This window comes from Enterobacter sp. DC1, assembly GCF_000568075.1.
GTDB lineage: Bacteria > Pseudomonadota > Gammaproteobacteria > Enterobacterales > Enterobacteriaceae > Enterobacter > Enterobacter asburiae.
Window position 1 is genome coordinate 225,845 of sequence record NZ_AZUA01000007.1, and the last position, 20,483, is coordinate 246,327.

Genomic DNA, 20,483 nt, shown 5'->3' on the forward strand with positions numbered 1-20,483 from the left:
AAAACGTAGTAGTGTTGGTAAAAAATCAGTGCTCTTCAGACGCCATCGACAGATAGACGATCGTCAGAACCATGAAGATAAAGGCTTGCAGCGTAATGATCAGGATGTGGAAAATGGCCCATGGCACATTCAGAATCCACTGTGACCACCACGGCAGAAGACCCGCGATCAGAATGAAAATCAGCTCACCCGCATACATGTTGCCGAACAGTCGCAGACCCAGTGAAACAGGTTTGGACAGCAGGCTAACGCCTTCCAGGATCAGGTTGACCGGAATAAACGCCCAGTGGTTGAACGGCTGCAAGGTAAGCTCTTTCACAAAGCCGCTTACGCCTTTCATTTTGATGCTGTAGAAAAGAATCAGGATAAACACGCCCAGCGCCATCGACAGGGTGATGTTCACGTCCGCAGACGGTACAACACGCAGCGCTGGCAGGCCGAAGATGTGCTCGCCGATAAACGGCAGCAGATCGATTGGCAGCAGGTCCATCAGGTTCATCAGGAAGACCCAAACGAACACGGTCAGGGCCAGCGGAGCAATCAGCTTGCTCTTGCCATGGTACATGTCTTTGACGCTGCCATGGACGAAGCCGATGATCATTTCGATGAAGGTCTGGAATTTCCCTGGTACACCGCTGGTCGCTCGTTTAGCAACACCGCGGAACATGGCCAGGAACAGAAGACCCAAAACCACCGAGAAGAACATGGAGTCGATGTTGATCGTCCAGAAGGTGGCCGGGGGGTTATGTGGATCCACCAGCGAGAATGTACGCAGGTCCAGCTGAAGGTTATTCAGATGGTGACCTATGTAATCCTGCGGCGTCATATTTTCTGAAGCCATGATGCCTTTTACCCTTTGTTATTGATTACAGCTGGAGCCAGAACTTGTACCACCAGCACCAAAACCCACGTTGCTATCAGCGGCATGAAGACCACTTTCAAAACCGCCAGCGCCATCACCAGTAGAGCAAAGGTCAGCAACACCTTACACACTTCGCCGAGGGCGAAGGACCAGGCCACGCGGCCTTTGGCGGGTGTATGCGCCTGATGACGCCAGGCAAAAATCATAAACAACACGTTTGGCAGCACAACCGCCAAACCCCCGCACACGGCGGAGATGCCCCAGAAGGGGTCTTTGAGGCTAAACAGCAGTCCACTTGCTATCACAGCCAGAAACTGAATGAACAGAAGCTTACGAGCAACGTTTCTACTCAAGAGCGACACAGACATCACGTTTTTACTCCTGCTCCCTTCGAGGTATGCCGCGTGTCGTATAAAACGTCCTTTAAGGCTCAGAGTCAAGCATCAAAAAGCGGTCAAATTATACGGTGCGCACCCGTGATTTCAAACATTAAGTAGCGAAAAGGTGAATAAATGTTTAAATATTTTTCCCCACCGCTATTTTTTAACTTTCGCTGAAAGCGTCAACCTTCGACCAAAACTGCAAACAGCGCGAAAACGTTGGCGATAAAGCGTGCACGAGATCACAAAACACACATTTGCGATAAGGTTGTATTTATCAAAGGCGCAAATCGCATAAATTTATCTTTATGAAATTAAAAGCAAAACGTCGTAACTATTTTCAAAACAGCCCAGTACACAATAAAAACGTTTTATTGACATTCTTAATAAACAATTAACATTGCGTTCTGGTTACTGCCTTCCACTTTTAGCAGACTTATATTTTCACAGATGACTATCTTCTGGGTGAATAAAAGTGGCCAGGTTAACCAGAAGAAAAACCTTAGTGAAGCAGAGGTTAAAAGCTCCCCGATAAAACCCCGGTAGTTGTGCTGTTTTTTAACATGATAAGAACAGCACGAATTCCACATTTTTTATTAATTTTTTAAAAATTGTTTGGCTTAATTATCACCAGATGACGCTCCCCATCGAGCTGAGGAATGTGTAATTTCTCGATGGATTCAACAGCAAAACCGTCCGGGAGCTGTTCAATCTCATCGCCTGGCAACTGCCCTTTCAGCGCATAAAAGCGGCCATTCTCTGCAGGCAAGTGCTTACACCAGCTCACCATGTCATTGAGCGAAGCAAACGCGCGGCTGATAACACCGTCAAACGGCGGCTCTGCCGGGAACTCCTCTACCCTGCTCTGCACAGGCGTGATGTTTTCAAGCTTCAGCTCATGCTGTACCTGACGTAAAAAGCGCACGCGCTTGCCAAGGCTGTCCAGCAGCGTGAAGTGGCTCTCAGGGCGAACTATCGACAGCGGAACGCCCGGTAAACCAGGTCCCGTCCCCACGTCGATAAAACGCTCACCTTTCAGCCACGGGGCAACCACGATGCTATCGAGAATATGGCGTACCAGCATCTCGTTGGGGTCACGTACTGAGGTCAGGTTGTACGCTTTGTTCCATTTGTTCAGCATATCGACATAGGCCACCAGCTGATTTTTCTGGTGATCGGTGAGCGAAATACCTGCCTGATCCAGCAGACGAGAGAGTTTGTTGAGCACGGTGAATACCTGTTTAGAGATTTTTCGCCCGGTGGCGCTGCCGCTTACCGGGCCTACGAATAAGTAGGGCGGGTAAGCGAAGCGCCACCCGCCAAAAGCAATGTCAATTACGCGCTGCGGCGCAGCATGCCCTGCTTTTTCAGCCAGACCAGCAGGATTGAAATCGCCGCTGGGGTAACACCCGAGATACGGGATGCCTGGCCGATCGATACCGGTTTGTGATCGTTCAGCTTAGCGATCACTTCGTTGGAAAGGCCCGTCACCTGGCGGTAGTCCAGCATTTCCGGCAGCAGCGTGTTTTCGTTACGCTGCTGTTTTTCGATCTCATCCTGCTGACGCGCGATGTAACCTTCGTACTTCACCTGGATCTCAACCTGCTCTGCCGCTTCAGCGTCTTCCAGGCCCGGCGCGAACGCGGTCAGTTTGACCAGGTTCTCGTAGGTGACTTCAGGACGGCGCAGCAGATCTTCCCCGCTGGCTTCACGCGACAGCGGCGCTGTTAAGTGAGCGTTTACTTCGGCAGCGGTTTCCGCCTGCGGATTGACCCAGGTGGTTTTCAGGCGCTGGCGTTCCTGTTCAATGTGCTCCAGCTTCTCGTTAAAGCGCGCCCAGCGTTCGTCATCCACCAGACCCAGCTCGCGGCCCATTTCGGTCAGACGCAGGTCGGCGTTATCTTCACGCAGCATCAGGCGATATTCCGCGCGAGAGGTAAACATACGGTACGGCTCTTTGGTACCCAGCGTGCAGAGATCGTCAACCAGCACGCCCAGATACGCCTGAGAACGGCCTGGCGCCCAGCCCTCTTTCTCAGCAGAGAAGCGCGCGGCGTTCAGACCGGCAAGCAGGCCCTGTGCAGCCGCTTCTTCGTAGCCGGTGGTGCCGTTAATCTGACCCGCGAAGAACAGACCGTGGATGAATTTGCTTTCCAGGGTTGGCTTCAGGTCGCGCGGATCGAAGAAATCGTACTCAATAGCGTAGCCAGGGCGAACGATTTTCGCATTCTCCATCCCCTGCATTGAGCGAACAATTTGCATCTGCACATCGAACGGCAGGCTGGTGGAGATGCCGTTCGGGTAAATTTCGTTTGAGGTCAGCCCTTCCGGCTCCAGGAAGATCTGGTGCTGGTTACGATCGGCGAAGCGCATCACTTTGTCTTCGATCGACGGGCAGTAGCGTGGGCCGATCCCTTCGATCACGCCGGCATACATGGGGCTGCGATCGAGGTTATTGCGGATCACGTCATGGGTTTTCTCGTTGGTATGCGTGATGTAGCACGGTACCTGCTGCGGATGCTGAGCCGCATTGCCCATGAACGAGAATACCGGCATCGGATTATCACCGTGCTGTTGCGCCAGCACGCTGAAATCAATGGTGCGCGCATCAATACGCGGCGGCGTACCGGTTTTCAGGCGGCTGACGCGCAGCGGCAGTTCACGCAGACGGCGAGACAGTGGAATAGACGGCGGATCGCCGGCACGGCCACCGCTGTAGTTATCCAGACCGATATGAATTTTACCATCCAGGAATGTGCCCACGGTCAGCACCACGGCTTTCGCACGGAATTTGAGCCCCATCTGGGTCACGGCACCTACGACGCGATCGTTCTCAACGATAAGATCTTCAACCGCCTGCTGGAAGATCATCAGATTCGGCTGGTTCTCCAGGGCGGTACGCACAGCCTGACGGTAAAGCACGCGGTCTGCCTGGGCACGGGTCGCCCGAACAGCAGGCCCTTTGCTCGCGTTTAGTATCCTAAACTGGATGCCTGCATGATCGATCGCTTTCGCCATCAGGCCGCCAAGTGCATCCACTTCTTTTACCAGGTGTCCTTTCCCAATGCCGCCAATCGCCGGATTACAGGACATTTGTCCCAGCGTGTCGATATTGTGTGTCAAAAGCAGGGTCTGCTGACCCATACGCGCTGCGGCCATTGCGGCCTCAGTGCCTGCATGACCCCCGCCAATGATGATGACGTCAAAAGGATCCTGATAAAACATGGTGGTCTGCCTCGCGTAAAGCGGTATGAAAATGGATTGAAGCCCGGGCCGTGGATTCTACTCAACTTTAGTCTTTCGAGAAAGCATTGGGATCCTGGGCTATTAAAAAGAAGATCTTTTTATTTAGAGATCTGTTCTATTGTGATCTCTTATTAGGATCGCGAACCTGTGTGGATAAGTCCGATCTCATAAAGAAGATCATGTAGTTAGAAAGGATCGTTTGCTGTGAATGATTGGTGATCCTGGACAGTATAAGCTGGGATCAGATCGCGACTTTATACACAGGTCAAAAACGATGCAATAGTTGTTCTTTGGATAACTACGGGTTAATACGAGCTTTTAACCAGAGTTATCCACATCTGTTCGCGCGATCTTTAATCGTTTTTGAGTAAATTTTTCCATTCCGCGAGCCAGATCTCGGCTGGATCCTCCGGAATGTCATGATCGAGGATGTTGATCTTGAGCGTTTCGCCCAGCTGTTTTGCTCCGCAGGAGGTAACAGCGGCTTCAACTTTCTCTATTGCCCCGCAGAAGGTGTCATATTCACGACTGCCGATCCCCACCGCGCCAAAACGGACGTTTGACAGGTCGGGCTGCTGTTCCAGCAGTTCGTCATATAAAGGTTGCAGGTTATCCGGCAGATCGCCCGCGCCGTGCGTGGAGGTGATCAGCAGCCAGACCCCGTCAGTCGGGAGATCTTCAAGCAACGGGCCGTGCAGGGTTTCCGTGGAAAAGCCCGCATCTTCCAGCTTTTCAGCCAGGTGTTCCGCTACGTATTCCGCACCACCAAGGGTACTGCCGCTGATAAGGGTAATGTCCGCCATTGATCGCTCGCCCAGATAAAGAGACGGCCATTGTACGCTGTGAACGAGCTGGGATCTACCTGTGGAAAATGTGGGAATGAATTTGCCCGATCACGGGCGGATGGTACGCATGATCGGGTTTTGCAGGGAGATCAGCGTCTCGGTGGACTGAATTTCATCGATTGTTTGGATCTTGTTGATAAGTACCTGCTGGAGGGCATCGATGGATCGGCACATGACTTTAATAAAGATGCTGTAATGCCCGGTGGTGTAATACGCCTCGGTGACTTCATCCAGCGCGTTCAGCTTCGCCAGGGCGGAAGGATAGTCTTTGGCGCTTTTAAGAATGATGCCGATGAAGCAGCAGACGTCGTAACCCAGATGTTTAGGACTGACGTCAATGCGTGCGCCGGTAATGATCCCCGCCTGCTTCATCTTCTCTACGCGAACGTGGATGGTTCCCGGGCTGACGCCAAACTGTTTTGCCAGTTCGGCGTAGGCGGTACGGGCATTGGCCATTAACGCCTCCAGGATGCCGCGGTCGAGATTGTCGATCTGATAATTTTCCATAGTTTTTTCTTATGAAGATTAATGAATCACTCTATTCTAGCGTTTAATTTTATCGAATCAAAAGTTAAGGCGGCTTTTTATTGATGGGTTATTGAATCTGATGCCATTTCTGTTGCTTAATCAATATCAACAGGACGCAGGAGTATAAATAATGAAAACCGCTTACATCGCAAAACAACGCCAGATCAGTTTCGTTAAATCCCATTTTTCCCGCCAGCTGGAAGATAAACTTGGGCTAATTGAAGTCCAGGCGCCAATTCTGAGCCGCGTGGGTGACGGGACCCAGGATAACCTGTCTGGATGCGAAAAAGCGGTACAGGTGAAAGTGAAAACACTGCCAGACGCTCAGTTCGAAGTGGTTCATTCCCTGGCGAAGTGGAAGCGTCAAACCCTGGGGCAACACGACTTCAGCGCGGGCGAAGGGCTCTACACGCACATGAAAGCCCTTCGTCCCGATGAAGACCGCCTCACCCCAATTCACTCTGTCTATGTTGACCAGTGGGACTGGGAGCGCGTGATGGGTGACGGCGAGCGCCACGTTGGCACGCTGAAATCTACCGTTGAGGCGATCTACGCCGGAATCAAAGCAACCGAAGCGGCCGTGAGCAAAGAGTTTGGTCTGGCACCGTTCCTGCCGGATACGATCCACTTTGTTCACAGTCAGGAATTGCTGAGCCGCTTCCCGGGTCTGGATGCCAAAGGCCGCGAGCGTGCGATTGCCAAAGAGCTGGGCGCGGTATTTCTAATTGGGATCGGCGGGAAATTGTCTGACGGCAAACGTCACGACGTTCGCGCGCCGGACTATGATGACTGGAGCACTGTGGGTGAGGGCGAATTTGCCGGTCTGAACGGTGATATTCTGGTGTGGAACCCGGTTCTGGAAGACGCATTCGAGCTCTCTTCTATGGGGATCCGCGTGGATGCTGACGCGCTGAAGCGCCAGCTGGCGGTCACCGGTGATGACGATCGTCTCAAACTCGAGTGGCACCAGGCGCTGCTGCGCGGTGAAATGCCTCAGACGATCGGCGGCGGTATCGGCCAGTCCCGTTTGACCATGCTGCTGCTGCAATTACCCCATATCGGTCAGGTTCAGTGTGGCGTCTGGCCGCAGCAGGTGCGCGAAAGAGTTGGCTCTCTTCTGTAATTAACGCCGCCAGCGTCTGAGCAGGCGGCTACGCAGCCCGGTATCAAAGCGCCAGATATGATCGAAGATGCGCATGATGCCGGGTTTTCCATGAGCGGACATCGCCACCGCATGAAAACGGTGCTGATGCACCCGCTGTAACTCCTTCACCTTATTCACCACGTCATCCGGCAGCCGCTGGGCAATAAAATCGGAAATCACCACCGCGTCAGCGTCGTACCAGTCGCCGCCCTGCATACGCTCCACAATGCTGCGAAAGCAGCTGGCCAGATCCGTGCCGCCGCGAAAGCGCTGGCTCAGGAAGCGGATTGCCTGCTCGATCCCCTGCTGGTTCGTCAGCTCATAGCCCACCACCTCGCTGGAGAAGAGCATGATGAAGCAGCGACGGCGATCGGCAAGAGCCACGCGCATCAGTGCCAGACAGAATGCCTTCGCACACTGCTCGTTAAACCCGCCCATCGATCCGGACGTATCCACGCAAACGATGAATGGCCCGCGCGGCTGTTCATCAAAGTCCTGATGGACCACCGGCCGTTGGCTGACTTTCTCGCGCCAGGCTTCGCCGTGCAGTCGGTAGGTGAGAAGCTGTTTTTCCACCAGCCGACGATAGAACTCATACTCCAGCTCGGTCATCCCCAGCGTGCTCAGTTCCGTGGGCAGCAGGCGTAAGATGTCGTCGCTCTGCTGGAGCCCGTCCACCTGCTCCGGCACGGTAGCCGGTTCGCGCACCAGGGTGCGGAAGGTTTCCATCGGGGCATCTTTCTTTGGGACCGACTTTGCCTCCCTTGAGCGACCCAGCTGTTCTGCAAGCTTCATCAGCTCGGGCTGCTGCGCCAGAAAATCGCCGTATTTGACGATCAGCTGATAATCCCCGCGCCGGAGCTGACCGGCGCTCATATCCCAGAGACGCCCTGCGGCGTTTTCATTCTCCACCAGCACCTGTTCTAGCTGGCCGCTCAGCGTCATCCGTTCCTGAACTTCACTGAGCAGCTGTTCACGCTCTTCGTCCAGCAGCTGCTGGTTCAGCGTTGTGGCCTGAACCACCAGGCTGAGGCGCCAGCGCTGTAAGAAGAGGGTATGCAGTGCGGGTGTAAACGTGGCGTTATCCGTGACCAGCGCCCGGGCCTGGCTGGCAAACGGAGAGTGGACTTTATCAAGCAGCGTAAGGGTTTGCGGGAGCTGGACGATAAACTGCGACGTGGAGAGCCGCTGGCACTGCTGATAGCAGGCCACCTCTTCCGTTAACTCAGGCGGAACTTCGGTCTCCCTGAACCGCTGACGCAAATTTTCCCGCCAGCGGGGCAGATCGTCCGTCATCGCCTTTTTAAGCTTTGGAAATTTTTCAAAAAACGCCGCCAGCTGCGGCGACGCCAGAAGGGTAATGACCACTTCTTCGATCAACCCCTCCTCGCTGACGGCCAGCATGACGTTAAGCGTATCCAGCGTTAGCATTGACGCGCCTGTTTGATCTGCGCGCTGACGTCCTGCAGGCTGGCTTCGATGCGACCTAACCAGTCGCTATGAATAAAGAGGCATTTTTGCTGCTCGCTAAAGCGGGTGTGCTGCTGATGCCATTCGGTATCCAGCGCTTCCAGCTGCTGCTTAATCTCTTCCGGCACGCTGTCAGAGGCGGTTCCCGGAAGCGCCAGACGCGATCCCTGGAGGCTGACGTCGCGGATCACCAGGTGCTGGCTGCTGTCCACTTCCATATTCAGCGGCTGCGCGAAACCAATGCCGTTGAGTTTTCCTCGGATCTCTCCGCCCTTATCCAGCCACTGCGCCAGCGCCTCGCGCTCAATCGTTATGTGCACCACCTGCATATCATGCAGTTTGAGCGGCTGCTGGAGCAACAGCGTGAGCGTTGCGCCGGTCAGATCGGCTGGAAGCTCATAGTGCGGTTTGCGCGCGAACATGCCCCCAAGGCGATTCACTTTCAGCGCGGTTTTATCACTTTGCTGCTGCTGGAGCTGGATGCGCCGCTGGGCAATCGCCCCCAGCTGGTTGAGCATTGCCTGCTGTCCCCAGGCGTGTCCGGTCATCAAAACGTCAAGCTGCTGCTGCATCAGGTTCATGCCTTCAGCATCGTGCCAGAGACAATCTTTCAGCAGGATCAGATCGATTGGCGCGACGGCATCACGCCCGCTGAACAGGGCGCTCGCCTGCAGCAGGCGGATCGCTTTTTTCCACCGGCGATCGGAGACATAGGGCGCTGAAGGAATGAGATCAAGCTGCTGGCGCAGCAGATAGATCAGCTCGAATACGGCGTCAGGCAGTTTGATTTTGCCGATATCCTGCTGCCACTGTTGATACTCCTCATCCGTCACCTGCAGCGAAGCGGATACCGGGTTTTCACTTTCATCCTGCTGGCTGACCAGCATGGAGCGGAAGTTGGACTTATCCTGCACTTTGTCCAGCCACAGGCGGATCAGCATACGGTCATACAGCGCTTCCAGACTGCTGTCGGCTTCAGGCAGTTCGTTAGAGGCGGCCACCAGCAGGCGCATCGGGATTTTCTCTTCACTGGCGCCGTTACGGAATCGACGTTCGTTTATCGCCGTGAGCAGGGTGTTCAGAATAGCCGGGCCGGCTTTCCAGATCTCATCAAGAAAGACGATTTCAGCCTCAGGAAGATATCCCGCCGTCAAACGCTCATAGCGCCCTTCATCTTTCAGCGCCTGAATAGAAAGCGGGCCAAAAACTTCTTCTGGGGTGGAAAACCGGGTCATGAGATATTCGAAAGCGCGGGCGTTCTGAAAAGCAAATTTTAGCCTGCGGGCAATCAGGCTTTTGGCAATGCCCGGCGGTCCCAGCAAAAACACGCTCTCACCGCTCAACGCCGCCAGTAAACAGAGGCGGATGGCGTGGCTACGCTCGAATAGGCCTTTCTCCAGCGCGCTGCTGAGGCGGGAAATTCTTTCTGCTAATAAATGTGAGTGAGCCATAATAGTTTTGCATCCTTTCGCCGTCGTGGCGGCCAATTGAAGCGAGTATAGACGTTTCAGTCAGGGCTGGTAATAGACTGAAGTGCGGCGCAATTTTCTTTGCGCTACATTAATGCGGTTGCATTTAGGGGTACGATTTTGCAATGAATCGTGCATACTGTGCGCTTTTTGTGGGCCAAGGGACCGGGAACACATTTGTTATTTAAACGAAAAGACTAGTCTATGAGCACTGATAATAAGCAATCATTACCCGCAATAACGCTTGCGGCGATCGGGGTTGTCTACGGTGATATCGGCACCAGCCCGCTTTATACGCTTCGTGAATGTCTGTCCGGCCAGTTTGGTTTTGGTGTTGAACGCGATGCCGTGTTTGGCTTCCTGTCCCTCATTTTCTGGCTGCTGATCCTGGTGGTTTCCGTTAAATATCTCTCCTTCGTTATGCGTGCTGATAACGCAGGTGAAGGTGGGATCCTGACCCTGATGTCTCTTGCCGGGCGTAATACCTCGGCCAGGATGACCTCGGTGCTGGTCATTATCGGCCTGATTGGCGGCAGTTTCTTCTACGGGGAAGTGGTGATAACGCCGGCTATCTCGGTGCTGTCGGCGATTGAGGGGCTGGAGATTATCGCTCCGCAGCTCGATTCATGGGTGGTTCCGCTGGCCATTATTGTCCTGACTCTGCTGTTCATGATCCAGAAGCACGGTACAGGGCTGGTGGGCAAACTGTTTGCGCCGATTATGCTGGCCTGGTTCCTGATCCTGGCGGCGCTTGGCTTGCGCAGCATTATCGCGAACCCGGAAGTGCTGCATGCGCTGAACCCTTATTGGGCCGTGCATTTTTTCCTCGAATACAAAGTGGTTTCCTTCGTGGCGCTGGGGGCCGTCGTGCTCTCCATCACCGGTGTAGAAGCGCTGTATGCTGACATGGGCCACTTCGGGAAGCTACCTATCCGCGTGGCATGGTTTATTGTGGTGCTGCCGTCGCTGGTGCTGAACTACTTCGGTCAGGGCGCGCTGCTGCTTAAAAACCCGGAAGCGATCAAGAACCCGTTCTTCCTGCTGGCGCCCGACTGGGCGCTGGTGCCGATGCTGATCCTGGCGACGCTGGCGACCGTTATTGCCTCCCAGGCGGTGATTTCCGGCGTGTTTTCTCTGACGCGCCAGGCCGTGCGTCTGGGTTATCTCTCGCCAATGCGCATCATCCATACCTCAGAGATGGAGTCGGGCCAGATCTACATTCCGTTCGTTAACTGGCTCCTCTATTTCGCTGTTGTTATTGTTATCGTCAGCTTCGAGCACTCCAGTAACCTGGCTGCGGCGTACGGTATTGCGGTAACGGGTACGATGGTGCTGACATCGATTCTCTCCACCACGGTGGCGTACCGAAACTGGCACTGGAATAAATTCCTCGTGGCGATGATTCTGGTGGGCTTCCTGTTTATCGACGTGCCGCTGTTCTCTGCGAACCTTGACAAAATTGTCTCCGGTGGCTGGCTGCCGCTGACGCTGGGTCTGGTGATGTTTATTGTCATGACTACCTGGAAAAGCGAGCGCTTCCGCCTGCTGCGCCGCATGCACGAGCACGGGAACTCTCTTGAGGCGATGATTGCTTCTCTGGAGAAATCCCCGCCGGTCCGCGTGCCGGGTACTGCGGTATATATGTCTCGCGCGCTGAACGTCATTCCGTTCGCGCTGATGCATAACCTCAAGCACAACAAAGTGCTGCACGAGCGCGTGATCCTGCTGACGCTGCGTACCGAAGATGCGCCGTATGTTCACAACGTGCGTCGCGTGCAGATCGAGCAGCTGTCGCCGACCTTCTGGCGCGTGGTGGCAAGCTACGGCTGGCGTGAAACGCCAAACGTGGAAGAGGTATTCCACCGCTGCGGCCTGGAAGGGCTGAGCTGCCGGATGATGGAGACCTCGTTCTTTATGTCGCACGAGTCGCTGATCATCGGCAAGCGTCCGTGGTATCTGCGCCTGCGCGGCAAGCTGTACCTCATCCTGCAGCGTAACGCCCTGCGCGCGCCTGACCAGTTTGAGATCCCGCCTAACCGCGTGATTGAGCTGGGGACGCAGGTCGAGATCTAAGTCTTTGTGCGGCCTGATGCCCTCACCCCGACCCTCTCCCACAGGGAGAGGGCGCAAACATAAAAAACGGTAACCTTGGGGTTACCGTTTTGCATTTACCTCCACTCCATTTCACTTAGCGAAACGTTTCGACGTCGATCACAAATCTGTTACGTCATGATGGTTTTCTGAACATTCTTGAGATTAAACTGATGTCAGCGAAACGTTTCGCTAGTGGAGCAAGAAAATGAAGAAAGGCACGGTACTCAACTCAGAAATCTCATCGGTTATTTCCCGCCTTGGGCATACCGATACGCTGGTGGTTTGCGATGCAGGCTTACCGGTTCCGCGCAGCACAACCCGTATCGATATGGCGTTAACGCAGGGTGTACCCTCGTTTATGCAGGTGCTGGATGTGGTGACCGCGGAGATGCAGGTTGAGGCAGCCATTCTCGCGGCGGAAATCAAACAACATAATCCGCAACTCCACGAAACGTTGCTCAGCCATATTGAGCAACTGCAACAACACCAGGGAAACACCATAGAAATTCGTTACACGACGCACGAACAGTTCAAACAACAAACCGCAGACAGTCAGGCGGTGATTCGCAGCGGGGAGTGTTCCCCGTATGCGAATATCATTCTCTGTGCTGGCGTCACCTTCTGAGGCCATCATGGACGCATTACTGCAGCTTAAAGGGATCGATAAGTCGTTCCCGGGCGTAAAAGCCCTCTCCGGCGCGGCGCTGAACGTCTACCCCGGGCGCGTGATGGCGCTGGTGGGCGAAAACGGTGCCGGCAAATCCACCATGATGAAAGTGCTGACCGGTATCTATCAACGCGATGCCGGTTCACTCGTCTGGCTGGGGAAAGAGACCACCTTCACCGGCCCGAAATCCTCTCAGGAAGCGGGAATCGGTATTATTCACCAGGAGCTGAACCTCATTCCTCAGCTCACCATTGCGGAAAACATCTTCCTCGGCCGCGAGTTTGTTAACCGGTTCGGCAAAATCGACTGGAAAACCATGTACGCCGAAGCGGACAAGCTGCTGGCGAAGCTGAACCTGCGCTTTAAGAGCGACCGTCTGGTAGGCGATCTTTCGATTGGCGATCAGCAGATGGTGGAAATTGCCAAGGTGCTGAGCTTTGAGTCGAAGGTCATCATTATGGATGAACCGACCGACGCCCTGACCGATACCGAAACCGAATCCCTGTTCCGCGTGATCCGCGAGCTGAAGTCGCAGGGGCGCGGGATTGTCTATATCTCTCACCGTATGAAAGAGATCTTCGAAATCTGCGATGACGTCACCGTCTTCCGCGACGGGCAGTTTATTGCCGAGCGCGAAGTGGCGACGCTGACCGAAGATACGCTGATCGAAATGATGGTGGGACGCAAGCTCGAAGATCAGTATCCGCATCTGGATAAAGCGCCGGGTGAGATCCGCCTGAAGGTGGACAACCTCTGCGGTCCGGGCGTGAACGACGTGACCTTTACCCTGCGCCAGGGCGAGATCCTGGGCGTGGCGGGCCTGATGGGTGCCGGACGTACCGAGCTGATGAAAGTGTTGTACGGCGCACTGCCGCGCACCAGCGGTTATGTCACTCTCGACGGTCATGAAGTGGTCACCCGCTCTCCGCAGGATGGTCTGGCGAACGGCATCGTCTATATCTCCGAAGACCGCAAACGCGACGGCCTTGTGCTGGGGATGTCAGTTAAAGAGAACATGTCCCTGACCGCGCTGCGCTATTTCAGCCATAGCGGCGGTAGCCTGAAGCATAAAGATGAGCAGCAGGCGGTGAGCGATTTTATCCGCCTCTTTAACGTCAAAACCCCGTCTATGGAGCAGGCGATTGGCCTCTTATCCGGCGGTAATCAGCAGAAAGTGGCGATTGCGCGCGGGCTGATGACGCGCCCGAAAGTGCTGATCCTCGACGAGCCAACCCGCGGCGTGGACGTGGGCGCGAAGAAAGAGATCTATCAGCTGATTAACCAGTTCAAGGCCGACGGTCTGAGCATCATTCTGGTCTCTTCCGAGATGCCAGAAGTATTAGGCATGAGCGATCGCATTATCGTCATGCATGAAGGGCATCTCGGCGGTGAATTCACTCGCGAGCAGGCCACCCAGGAAGTTCTGATGGCTGCCGCTGTGGGCAAGCTTAATCGCGTGAATCAGGAGTAAGAAGATGACTACCCAGGCTGTTTCTGGTCGCCGCTATTTCACAAAGGCATGGCTGATGGAACAAAAATCGCTGATTGCCCTGCTGGTGCTGATCGCGATTGTATCGACCATGAGCCCGAACTTTTTCACCGTTAATAACCTGTTCAACATTCTGCAGCAGACGTCGGTGAACGCCATTATGGCGGTCGGCATGACGCTGGTGATTTTGACCTCGGGTATCGATCTGTCCGTCGGTTCCCTGCTGGCGCTCACCGGTGCGATCGCCGCTTCGATTGTCGGCATTGAAGTCAACGCGCTGGTGGCCGTGGCCGCTGCCCTGGCGGCAGGCGCGGCGATTGGTGCCGTAACCGGCGTGATTGTGGCAAAAGGCCGCGTTCAGGCGTTCATCGCCACGCTGGTGATGATGCTGCTGCTGCGCGGTGTGACCATGGTTTACACCAACGGCAGCCCGGTCAATACCGGCTTTACCGATAACGCGGATCTGTTTGGCTGGTTCGGTATCGGTCGCCCGCTGGGTGTCCCGACGCCGGTCTGGATCATGGCTATCGTCTTCCTGGCGGCGTGGTACATGCTGCACCACACCCGTCTGGGTCGTTATATCTATGCGCTGGGCGGTAACGAAGCGGCAACGCGCCTGTCCGGTATCAGCGTTAATAAAGTCAAAATTATCGTTTATTCCCTGTGCGGTCTGCTGGCGTCACTGGCAGGCATCATCGAAGTGGCGCGCCTCTCCTCCGCGCAGCCGACGGCGGGTACGGGATATGAGCTGGATGCTATCGCGGCAGTGGTTCTGGGCGGTACGAGTCTTGCGGGCGGTAAAGGTCGCATTGTTGGGACATTGATCGGCGCACTGATTCTTGGTTTCCTGAATAATGGTTTGAATTTGTTAGGTGTTTCCTCCTATTACCAGATGATCGTTAAGGCAGTGGTGATTTTGCTGGCGGTACTGGTAGACAACAAAAAACAGTAACTGACGACACTACAGGACATCTTAGATATGAACATGAAAAAACTGGCTACCCTGGTTTCTGCTGTCGCGCTGAGCGCAACCGTAAGTGCTAACGCCATGGCGAAAGAAACCATCGCGCTGGTTGTCTCTACCCTGAACAACCCGTTCTTCGTCTCCCTGAAGGACGGTGCGCAGAAAGAAGCGGACAAGCTGGGCTACAACCTGGTGGTTCTGGATTCACAGAACAACCCGGCGAAAGAGCTAGCTAACGTTCAGGACTTAACCGTTCGCGGCACCAAAATTCTGCTGATCAACCCAACCGATTCTGATGCCGTAGGCAACGCCGTGAAGATGGCAAACCAGGCGAAGATCCCGGTAATCACCCTGGACCGTCAGGCAACTAAAGGCGAAGTGGTCAGCCACATTGCGTCTGATAACGTGCTGGGCGGCAAAATCGCCGGTGATTACATCGCGAAGAAAGCCGGCGAAGGCGCGAAAGTTATCGAACTGCAGGGGATTGCCGGGACTTCCGCAGCTCGCGAGCGTGGTGAAGGCTTCCAGCAGGCTGTGGCTGCACACAAATTCAACGTGTTGGTCAGCCAGCCGGCAGACTTCGACCGTACTAAAGGTCTGAACGTTATGCAGAACCTGCTGACCGCGCACCCTGATGTGCAGGCGGTATTCGCGCAGAACGACGAAATGGCGCTGGGCGCGCTGCGTGCCCTGCAGACCGCAGGTAAATCTGATGTGATGGTTGTCGGATTTGACGGCACGCCGGATGGTGAAAAAGCGGTAAACGATGGCAAACTGGCTGCGACCATCGCTCAGCTGCCTGAGCAGATTGGCGCCACTGGCGTTGAAACTGCCGACAAAGTGCTGAAGGGCGAAAAAGTTCAGGCCAAATACCCGGTTGACCTGAAGCTGGTCATCAAGCAGTAAAAGGCGAATCAGGCAGTCGCTGGCTGCCTGAGGGACACCAATAAAGAAAAGTGTGGCATACGCCACCGGGTAACACCGGTGGCGCTCTCAGATGGACAACCCAACCATGAAAACCGCAGGCAACCTCGTCGTCCTTGGCAGTATCAATGCCGATCACATTCTTAACCTTGAATCGTTCCCTGCACCGGGCGAAACCGTCACGGGTAACCAGTATCAGGTGGCATTTGGCGGTAAAGGTGCCAACCAGGCCGTCGCCGCCGGTCGTAGCGGGGCGAATATTGCGTTTATCGCCTGCACGGGTGATGACGATACCGGTGAGCGCGTACGCAAACAGCTGGCGAGCGACAATATTGATATTGCACCGGTCAGCGTGGTTGCAGGGGAATCGACCGGCGTGGCGCTGATTTTCGTTAACGCTGAAGGTGAGAATGTCATCGGTATTCATGCGGGTGCTAACGCTGCGCTGACGACGGAGCGCGTCGAAGCGCAACGTGCCATCATCGCCGGAGCGGAAGCCCTGCTGATGCAGCTGGAGTCACCGGTTGAAAGCGTGCTGGCCGCTGCGAAAATTGCGCATGAAAATCATACCACTGTCGTACTTAACCCGGCCCCAGCCCGTGTATTATCAGACGAGCTGCTGGCGCTGGTGGACATCATTACGCCGAACGAAACCGAAGCCGAAAAGCTGACGGGCATTCGCGTAGAAAATGATGACGATGCCGCGCGAGCCGCGCGTGCACTGCATGATAAGGGCATCGGCACCGTGATTATCACCCTGGGTAGCCGTGGGGTGTGGGCAAGCGTCAATGGCGAAGGCCGTCGCGTGCCGGGTTTTAAGGTCAAAGCGATTGATACCATCGCAGCGGGAGATACCTTTAACGGTGCACTGGTCACCGCGCTGCTGGAAGGCAAGAGAATGGATGACGCTATTCGCTTCGCACACGCAGCTGCCGCGATTGCGGTGACGCGCAAGGGCGCACAGCCTTCCGTTCCGTGGCGTAAAGAGATCGATGAATTCTTAAGTCAGCAGGGGTAACGCTTGGCCACAATGAAAGATGTCGCCCGCATGGCGGGCGTTTCTACCTCGACGGTCTCCCACGTTATAAACAACGATCGCTTCGTCAGCGAGGCGATTCGGGAGAAAGTTGAAGCTGCGGTAAAAGAACTCAACTATGCGCCGTCTGCGCTGGCGCGCAGCCTTAAGCTCAACCAGACGCGCACCATCGGTATGCTGATCACCGCCAGTACCAACCCCTTTTATTCAGAACTGGTTCGCGGCGTGGAGCGCAGCTGCTTCGAGCGTGGCTACAGCCTTGTGCTGTGCAATACCGAGGGCGACGAGCAGCGCATGAATCGTAACCTGGAGACGCTGATGCAAAAACGCGTCGACGGTCTACTCCTGCTCTGCACCGAAACGCACCAGCCCTCGAAAGAGATCATCCAGCGCTATCCCTCGATTCCCACAGTGATGATGGACTGGGCGCCGTTCGACGGAACCAGCGATCTCATTCAGGATAACTCCCTGCTGGGCGGTGATATGGCGACTCAGCATCTGATTGATAAAGGCCACACTCGCATCGCCTGTATTACGGGGCCGCTGGATAAAACTCCGGCGCGTTTGCGTCTGGAAGGGTATCTCTCTGCCATGGAACGGGCGGGGCTCGCCATTCCTGATGGCTACCGGATCACCGGCGACTTTGAGTTTAACGGCGGTTTCGAGGCGATGCAGAAACTGCTGGAGCAAAAGCCGCGTCCGCAGGCGGTGTTTATTGGTAACGACGCGATGGCGTTTGGTGCCTACCAGGCGTTGTATCAGGCGGGGCTACGCGTGCCTGATGATATGGCGGTGATTGGCTATGACGATATCGAACTGGCCAGCTACATGACGCCGCCGCTGACCACGATCCATCAGCCAAAAGATGAACTGGGCGAGCTGGCCATCGATGTGTTGATCCACCGTATGGCGCAGCCCGCGCTGCAACAGCAACGCCTGCAGCTTACTCCTGTTCTGATGGAACGCGGTTCGGTTTAGCTTTCTCTTTGTGACGCTCTTTAATCAGGTTTCGGCCGTCTTTCGGTTTTAACAGCATAAAGACCAGCGCCGATACCACGGTAAGTGCGCCCATGGTGATAAAGGTATAGTGGAACTGCTCAACGGTATTCGCGCTGTCAAAACCTTCATAAAACCTCAGCACCGCTGCACTCACGGCAACCCCTAAACTGATCGACAGCTGTTGCGTTACCGCCAGCACGCTGTTGCCGCTGCTGGCGTTCTCGTCAGTCAGATCGGCGAGGGTGATGGTGTTCATTGACGTGAACTGCGTCGACATCGCCATGCCCAACACAAACAGCGGCAGGATCAGCATCCAGACAGGTAACGCGGCGGATTGCAGCGAGAACTGCGCAATCATCAGACCGATAAAGACCGTCACGCCAACCAGCGTCTTACGATAGCCAAACCAGCGCAGCACCTGTGTAACGGTTGATTTTGCCAGAATCGAGCCCATTGCCGTGGGCGCCATCATGCAGCCAGCAATCAGGGCCGGGTAGCCGAAACCCACCTGCAGCATCAATGGCATCAGGAACGGTACGCAACCCGTCCCCAGACGAGACGCAATGTTCCCTGCAATCCCAACGGAAAACGTTCGGGTGTTAAAGAGCCCCAGGGAAATTAACGGCGTCGGGTGACGGCGCGCGTGACGTATATAAAGAAGGAATAACAGAATACCGCCGAGGATAACGGAGAGCGCTAACCACGTCGCGACGATCTTCTCGCCAAACAGCTCCATTCCGCTGGAGAATAACACCAGGCTCAGGCCAAACAGGAAAAAGCCGCCCATGTCGAAGCTGCGTCTTGGCGTGGTGAAGTTCGGCATATATTTGCGGGCATACAGCAGCCCTGCAACGCCAATTGGAATATTAATCAGGAAGATCCAGTGCCAGCTTGCCCAGGTGACAAACACGCCACCGAGTACCGGGCCAAGAATCGGACCGACCAGGCCCGGCATGGTGACGAAGTTGAGTACGGGAAGCAGTTCGCTCCTGGGGTAGGCTCGCAGCAAGGCAAGGCGCGCCACCGGCATCATCATCGCGCCGCCAATGCCCTGTAGTACGCGGAAGATAACCAGCTCCGTTAAGGATGAGGAGAGCGCACAGGCCAGCGAACCGAGCGTAAAGAGCGTGACGGCCAGCATGAAAACTCTGCGGGTGCCAAAGCGGTCGGCCAGCCAGCCGCTGACCGGAATTAACATTGCGACCGTCAGGGTGTAGCTGATGATGGCGGACTGCATCGCCAGCGGGGAGCGGTTAAGGCTTTGCGCAATAGCGGGAAGCGCTGTGTTGAGGATGGTGGCATCCAGTGCCTGCATAAAAAACGCCATGGCTGCAATCCACGGCAATCCGGCCATGCTGCGCGCTTTTTTCTTTGTCATTTATTTACCTGCTGGTGGGTTGGCGCGGCCAGCAGTGCCTGGCACGCACTCAGGGCTCGCTGCCCGTCGCTTTCCTGGATGGCATCCACTATCGCCTGGTGCAAATCCAGTTTTACCACTTCGTTTTGCGTAATAGAGGTAAAGTAGGTGTGATACACCGAATGAAATAAAGAGGCAAAAGAGGTGAGGAACGGATTGGCGCTCATCATATAGATGTGTTCATGCCAGGCCATATCGACCTCAACCCAGCGTTCGCGGTTGAAGTGCTTTTTCAGGAACACCATCTCTTCCATCAGCGCGTTAAGCTGTGCTTTCTGCTCTGCCGTTCCTAGCGTGGCGGCAAGCAGACATGCCTGAGGTTCAAGGCTGCTGCGCATCACCAGAAAGTGATCGACGACCTGATGAAAGTTATCTTCCGTCATCCACCAGGAGAGCAGCTCCTGATCGAGAAAATTCCAGTTACTCTGTGGCATCACGCGTGTGCCAATACGAGGACGTGGAAGCACCATACCTTTTGCCGTCAGGGTTTTCACCGCTTCGCGCACGGCGGTACGGCTCACCCCAAACTGCTCACCCAGCTCCATTTCACCCGGCAGGATGCTACCCGGGGCATATTTACCCGCTAAAATCCGCTGGGCCAGCTTTTCTGCCAGCACGTACGACAGGTTTTTTTGGGCGGCCAGCTGTTGTGCGCTTAATGGCATCGCTTTTATTCCTTAAAGATTCATGCTGATAATTATGCCACCTCGAATGTGATTGTGGTTGCAGATACATCAAATAGAACAATTTGTAGCTTGATTTCACCTCTATTGGTGAAAAAAAACGCGGATGGAAACTTTTTTTAAATTTCCTCTTGTCACGTCGGAATAACTCCCTATAATGCGCCTCCACTGACACGGAACAACGGCACACACGCCGCCGGGTCAGCAGAGAATAGCGAAAATAAACGCTTGACTCTGAAGCGGGAAAGCGTAATATGCACACCCCG

The 20,483-nt window shown here is 54.9% G+C and carries 18 protein-coding genes; 8 read left to right on the forward strand and 10 right to left on the reverse strand.

Annotated features, from left to right (window positions below):
• Positions 1-25 precede the first annotated feature (25 nt).
• From atpB to asnC, 6 genes are all read right to left on the reverse strand, one after another.
• Positions 26-841 carry a F0F1 ATP synthase subunit A gene (gene atpB / locus P346_RS03765; protein ID WP_023309789.1) on the reverse strand — a complete coding sequence of 272 codons (816 nt, stop codon included), beginning with the start codon at positions 839-841 and terminating at the stop codon, positions 26-28.
• 8 nt (positions 842-849) lie between these two features.
• Entirely contained in the window at positions 850-1,230 is a 381-nt protein-coding gene (gene atpI, locus P346_RS03760) for a F0F1 ATP synthase subunit I (RefSeq protein ID WP_008500194.1), read from the reverse strand.
• Between the two features lie 616 nt (positions 1,231-1,846).
• Positions 1,847-2,470 (reverse strand): 16S rRNA (guanine(527)-N(7))-methyltransferase RsmG, encoded by a 624-nt coding sequence (gene rsmG / locus P346_RS03755; protein WP_023309787.1) that lies wholly within the window; start codon positions 2,468-2,470, stop codon positions 1,847-1,849.
• A gap of 107 nt (positions 2,471-2,577) precedes the next feature.
• Positions 2,578-4,467 (reverse strand): tRNA uridine-5-carboxymethylaminomethyl(34) synthesis enzyme MnmG, encoded by a 1,890-nt coding sequence (gene mnmG, locus P346_RS03750; protein ID WP_032662089.1) that lies wholly within the window; start codon positions 4,465-4,467, stop codon positions 2,578-2,580.
• 374 nt (positions 4,468-4,841) lie between these two features.
• The gene (gene mioC / locus P346_RS03745; protein ID WP_023309786.1) at positions 4,842-5,291 is read right to left on the reverse strand and encodes an FMN-binding protein MioC; all 450 of its coding nucleotides are present in this window, start codon (positions 5,289-5,291) and stop codon (positions 4,842-4,844) included.
• Between the two features lie 90 nt (positions 5,292-5,381).
• The gene (gene asnC, locus P346_RS03740) at positions 5,382-5,840 is read right to left on the reverse strand and encodes a transcriptional regulator AsnC (protein ID WP_023333916.1); all 459 of its coding nucleotides are present in this window, start codon (positions 5,838-5,840) and stop codon (positions 5,382-5,384) included.
• Between the two features lie 151 nt (positions 5,841-5,991).
• On the opposite strand from asnC, the gene asnA reads away from it, so the two are divergent.
• A complete protein-coding gene (gene asnA / locus P346_RS03735; RefSeq protein ID WP_032662090.1) occupies positions 5,992-6,984 on the forward strand; it encodes an aspartate--ammonia ligase in 993 nt (330 codons plus the stop codon).
• On the opposite strand, the gene viaA is transcribed toward asnA, so the two are convergent.
• Together viaA and ravA are read right to left on the reverse strand one after the other, a co-directional pair.
• Entirely contained in the window at positions 6,985-8,436 is a 1,452-nt protein-coding gene (gene viaA / locus P346_RS03730) for an ATPase RavA stimulator ViaA (protein WP_032662091.1), read from the reverse strand. It lies immediately after the preceding gene.
• Positions 8,430-9,926 (reverse strand): ATPase RavA, encoded by a 1,497-nt coding sequence (gene ravA / locus P346_RS03725; protein WP_032662092.1) that lies wholly within the window; start codon positions 9,924-9,926, stop codon positions 8,430-8,432. The genes viaA and ravA overlap by 7 nt, the downstream gene beginning before the upstream one ends.
• 222 nt (positions 9,927-10,148) lie before the next feature.
• Between ravA and kup the strand changes: the two genes are divergently transcribed.
• From kup to rbsR, 7 genes are all read left to right on the forward strand, one after another.
• On the forward strand, positions 10,149-12,017 hold the full coding sequence (gene kup, locus P346_RS03720; protein WP_032662093.1) for a low affinity potassium transporter Kup: 1,869 nt from the start codon (positions 10,149-10,151) through the stop codon (positions 12,015-12,017).
• A gap of 226 nt (positions 12,018-12,243) precedes the next feature.
• The gene (gene rbsD / locus P346_RS03715; RefSeq protein ID WP_032662094.1) at positions 12,244-12,663 is read left to right on the forward strand and encodes a D-ribose pyranase; all 420 of its coding nucleotides are present in this window, start codon (positions 12,244-12,246) and stop codon (positions 12,661-12,663) included.
• 7 nt (positions 12,664-12,670) lie between these two features.
• Positions 12,671-14,176, forward strand: coding sequence for a ribose ABC transporter ATP-binding protein RbsA (gene rbsA / locus P346_RS03710; RefSeq protein ID WP_032662095.1), 1,506 nt, complete (start codon positions 12,671-12,673; stop codon positions 14,174-14,176).
• A 4-nt stretch (positions 14,177-14,180) separates the two neighbouring features.
• Positions 14,181-15,146: a ribose ABC transporter permease gene (rbsC, locus tag P346_RS03705; RefSeq protein ID WP_006808742.1), complete on the forward strand. Its 966-nt coding sequence runs from the start codon at positions 14,181-14,183 to the stop codon at positions 15,144-15,146.
• Between the two features lie 27 nt (positions 15,147-15,173).
• On the forward strand, positions 15,174-16,064 hold the full coding sequence (gene rbsB / locus P346_RS03700; RefSeq protein ID WP_032662096.1) for a ribose ABC transporter substrate-binding protein RbsB: 891 nt from the start codon (positions 15,174-15,176) through the stop codon (positions 16,062-16,064).
• 106 nt (positions 16,065-16,170) lie between these two features.
• Complete coding sequence (rbsK, locus tag P346_RS03695) at positions 16,171-17,100, forward strand: ribokinase (protein WP_032662107.1); 930 nt, start codon at positions 16,171-16,173, stop codon at positions 17,098-17,100.
• Positions 17,101-17,103: 3 nt separating this feature from the next.
• Positions 17,104-18,096, forward strand: a complete 993-nt coding sequence (gene rbsR, locus P346_RS03690; RefSeq protein WP_152537874.1) for a ribose operon transcriptional repressor RbsR — start codon at positions 17,104-17,106, stop codon at positions 18,094-18,096.
• Here the strand turns inward: rbsR and mdtD are convergent.
• Positions 18,062-19,495, reverse strand: a complete 1,434-nt coding sequence (mdtD, locus tag P346_RS03685; protein ID WP_032662098.1) for a multidrug transporter subunit MdtD — start codon at positions 19,493-19,495, stop codon at positions 18,062-18,064. The genes rbsR and mdtD overlap by 35 nt on opposite strands.
• Positions 19,492-20,199, reverse strand: coding sequence for a FadR/GntR family transcriptional regulator (locus P346_RS03680; protein ID WP_023309775.1), 708 nt, complete (start codon positions 20,197-20,199; stop codon positions 19,492-19,494). The genes mdtD and P346_RS03680 overlap by 4 nt, the downstream gene beginning before the upstream one ends.
• Between the last annotated feature and the right edge of the window lie 284 nt (positions 20,200-20,483).

Bases quoted from the DNA above. Each gene is read 5' to 3' on its own strand.
- ravA (WP_032662092.1), bottom strand. From the start codon at position 9,926: ATGGCTCACTCACATTTATTAGCAGAAAGAATTTCCCGCCTCAGCAGC.
- asnC (WP_023333916.1), bottom strand. From the start codon at position 5,840: ATGGAAAATTATCAGATCGACAATCTCGACCGCGGCATCCTGGAGGCG.
- atpI (WP_008500194.1), bottom strand. From the start codon at position 1,230: ATGTCTGTGTCGCTCTTGAGTAGAAACGTTGCTCGTAAGCTTCTGTTC.
- kup (WP_032662093.1), top strand. From the start codon at position 10,149: ATGAGCACTGATAATAAGCAATCATTACCCGCAATAACGCTTGCGGCG.
- P346_RS03680 (WP_023309775.1), bottom strand. From the start codon at position 20,199: ATGCCATTAAGCGCACAACAGCTGGCCGCCCAAAAAAACCTGTCGTAC.
- mioC (WP_023309786.1), bottom strand. From the start codon at position 5,291: ATGGCGGACATTACCCTTATCAGCGGCAGTACCCTTGGTGGTGCGGAA.
- rbsD (WP_032662094.1), top strand. From the start codon at position 12,244: ATGAAGAAAGGCACGGTACTCAACTCAGAAATCTCATCGGTTATTTCC.
- atpB (WP_023309789.1), bottom strand. From the start codon at position 841: ATGGCTTCAGAAAATATGACGCCGCAGGATTACATAGGTCACCATCTG.
- rbsB (WP_032662096.1), top strand. From the start codon at position 15,174: ATGAACATGAAAAAACTGGCTACCCTGGTTTCTGCTGTCGCGCTGAGC.
- rbsC (WP_006808742.1), top strand. From the start codon at position 14,181: ATGACTACCCAGGCTGTTTCTGGTCGCCGCTATTTCACAAAGGCATGG.
- mnmG (WP_032662089.1), bottom strand. From the start codon at position 4,467: ATGTTTTATCAGGATCCTTTTGACGTCATCATCATTGGCGGGGGTCAT.
- rbsA (WP_032662095.1), top strand. From the start codon at position 12,671: ATGGACGCATTACTGCAGCTTAAAGGGATCGATAAGTCGTTCCCGGGC.
- mdtD (WP_032662098.1), bottom strand. From the start codon at position 19,495: ATGACAAAGAAAAAAGCGCGCAGCATGGCCGGATTGCCGTGGATTGCA.
- rbsK (WP_032662107.1), top strand. From the start codon at position 16,171: ATGAAAACCGCAGGCAACCTCGTCGTCCTTGGCAGTATCAATGCCGAT.
- viaA (WP_032662091.1), bottom strand. From the start codon at position 8,436: ATGCTAACGCTGGATACGCTTAACGTCATGCTGGCCGTCAGCGAGGAG.
- asnA (WP_032662090.1), top strand. From the start codon at position 5,992: ATGAAAACCGCTTACATCGCAAAACAACGCCAGATCAGTTTCGTTAAA.